Source organism: Mycobacterium sp. (assembly GCF_035653355.1).
Classification (GTDB): Bacteria; Actinomycetota; Actinomycetes; order Mycobacteriales; family Mycobacteriaceae; genus Mycobacterium.
The window spans coordinates 1-2,531 of record NZ_DASRBZ010000216.1; the positions used below are offsets into that span (position 1 = coordinate 1).

At 64.6% G+C, this 2,531-nt stretch carries 3 protein-coding genes; 1 reads left to right on the forward strand and 2 read right to left on the reverse strand.

Annotation, left to right across the window (positions count from 1 at the left end; all coding sequences use genetic code 11):
* Positions 1 to 892, forward strand: an 892-nt coding sequence (locus VFA16_RS07310; RefSeq protein ID WP_324967170.1) for a lysophospholipid acyltransferase family protein, incomplete at its 5' end; no start/stop codon positions are given.
* Between the two features lie 94 nt (positions 893 to 986).
* Here VFA16_RS07310 and VFA16_RS07315 read toward each other — a convergent pair.
* The gene (locus VFA16_RS07315; RefSeq protein WP_324967171.1) at positions 987 to 1,877 is read right to left on the reverse strand and encodes a cyclopropane mycolic acid synthase family methyltransferase; all 891 of its coding nucleotides are present in this window, start codon (positions 1,875 to 1,877) and stop codon (positions 987 to 989) included.
* An 11-nt stretch (positions 1,878 to 1,888) separates the two neighbouring features.
* Entirely contained in the window at positions 1,889 to 2,401 is a 513-nt protein-coding gene (locus tag VFA16_RS07320) for an FAS1-like dehydratase domain-containing protein (protein WP_324967172.1), read from the reverse strand.
* Positions 2,402 to 2,531: the final 130 nt, after the last annotated feature.

The following is a 2,531-nucleotide window of genomic DNA, read 5'->3' on the forward strand; positions in this document are numbered from 1 at the left end:
GATCGATCAGCGCCGCCGCAGCGCCGCTGCCGAGGCGCAGGAGCCAACCACCGAGTTGGCCCAGCGGGTCGGCGCCGTCGCCGGGTTCATGCGCCAGCGGCTGCTCGGTGACTACAGCGTCGACGAATTCGGGTTCGATCCACACTTCAACGACGCGATCGTGCGGCCTTTGCTGAGGTTCTTTTTCCGGTCATGGTTTCGGGTCGAAGTCAGCGGGATCGAGAACCTGCCGAGCACGGGTGCCGCGTTGGTCGTGGCCAACCACGCCGGAGTGCTGCCGTTCGACGGGCTGATGGCCTCGATCGCCGTCCATGACGAGCATCCGGACAAGCGAGACTTGCGGCTGCTGGCCGCCGACATGGTGTTCGACCTGCCAGTGATCGGTGAGACTGCCCGCAAGGCCGGCCACACCATGGCGTGCGCCACCGACGCGCACCGCCTGCTGGCCTCCGGCGAGCTGACCGCGGTGTTCCCGGAGGGCTACAAAGGGCTGGGCAAGCGCTTCAAGGACCGCTACAAGCTGCAGCGCTTCGGCCGCGGCGGGTTCGTGTCGGCGGCGCTGCGCACCAAGGCGCCGATCGTGCCGTGCTCGATCGTCGGCTCCGAGGAGATCTACCCGATGATGGCCGACGTCAAGCTGCTGGCGCGGCTGTTCGGCCTGCCGTACTTCCCGGTCACACCGCTGTTCCCGTTGGCGGGGCCGGCCGGACTGGTGCCGCTGCCGTCGAAGTGGTACATCGCCTTCGGCGAGCCGATCTCGACCGAGGACTACGACGCCGGCGACGCCGAGGACCCGATGGTCACCTTCGAGCTGACCGACCAGGTGCGCGAGACCATCCAGCAGACGCTGTATCGGTTGCTGGCCGGGCGCCGCAACATGTTCTTCGGCTGATCCTCCAGCCGTGTTCGCCGGGCCCTGCCCGGCCACCAGACGCGAAAGTCCCTCATTTGGGCCGAAATTGGAGACGTTTGCGTCTTCTCGCGGGTTAGGCCGGCTTGACCAACGTGAACTGGCAGACGTCGGTGTAGCCGTCGCGGAAGAGATCCGCGCAGCCGGTCAGGTACTTCATGTAGCGGTCGTAGACCTCTTGCGACTGGATCGCGATCGCCTCGTCCTTGCGGGCCTCCAGATTGGCCGCCCAGGTGTCGAGCGTGCGCGCGTAGTGCAGCCGCAGCTGCTGCTTTTTGGTGAGCGTGAAGCCCGCTTTAGTCGCGTGTTCTTCGACGACCACCGCCTGCGGCAGATCTCCGCCGGGGAAGATCTCGTCCATGATGAATTTGAAGAACCGCAGGTGACTCATGGTGACCGGCAGTTCTCGCTCGGCGAATTCGTCGTCGGCCGGCTTGATGATGGTGTGCAGCAGCATCACCCCGTCGGGCGGTAGCACCTCGTAGGCCATCTTGAAGAAGTCGTCGTAGCGGTCGCGGCCGAAGTGTTCGAACGCCCCGATCGACACGATCCGGTCCACCGGCTCACGGAACTGCTCCCAGCCTTGCAGCCGGACCTGTTTGGAGCGCTGGCTGGGAGACTCGGCGAACTTCTGCTCGACGTGCGCGGCCTGGTTCTTGCTCAGCGTCAGCCCGATCACGTTGACGTCGTACTTCTCGATAGCACGCAAAAGCGTTGCGCCCCAACCGCATCCGACGTCCAACAGCGTCATACCCGGCTGCAGGCCGAGCTTGCCTAACGACAGGTCGATCTTGGCGATCTGAGCCTCTTCCAGCGACATGTCGTCGCGCTCGAAGTAGGCGCAGCTATACGTCTGCGTTCGGTCGAGAAAGAGCCGATAGAAGTCGTCGGAGAGGTCGTAGTGGGATTGCACGTCCTCGAAGTGCGGCGTGAGGTCGCGCGTCGGATCGGTAGCCCCCTGTTTCATAGCGGCCGACCCTAAGCCCCACTGCGAATCGACGCAATTGCCGCCGCGGTCGCTGCAGCGTCGGCCTCCTGACCAGCGGCTTCCCCGATCATGGTGACCACGCTGGTCACTACGGCCTTTCCGTCGGCATCGGTGACTTCGCTGCGGATTTCGGTGATCACCGTGCCGTGGGACTGGATGACCGAGTCCAAGTAGGCGTCGAAGAACAGCCGGTCGCCCGCGAGAATCGGCCGGTGGAACTGCAGCTTCTGGTCGCGGTGAAAGACGCGGGCGATGTTGATCGGGATGTCGAACTTGGTGAACAGTTCTAGCTGCAGGCGCCGGCCCGCGATCGCGAGGAACGTCAGAGGGGCCACCACCGCGGGGTAGCCGTGCTCGGCGGCGGCATCTTCGCTGAAGTGGGAAGGGTGATCGTCTTTGACAGCGCGCGCAAACTCGCGAATCTTTTCCCGCCCCACGTCGAAGTAGTCGTGGTGGCGGTAATGCTTACCGATGAGTTCTTTGGCTTCAACGGGAACTGTCATTTCCGCTGCTTACTCTCCGCTCAAATTAGGGCTCAGCGGCGCAGCTTATCAGCGTGAGTGCCGCGGCGACGCGACACGGGGTTGTCGCGGTCGGTGCGCCTCTCGCGCGGTTACCCGCGCTCGCGGCGAC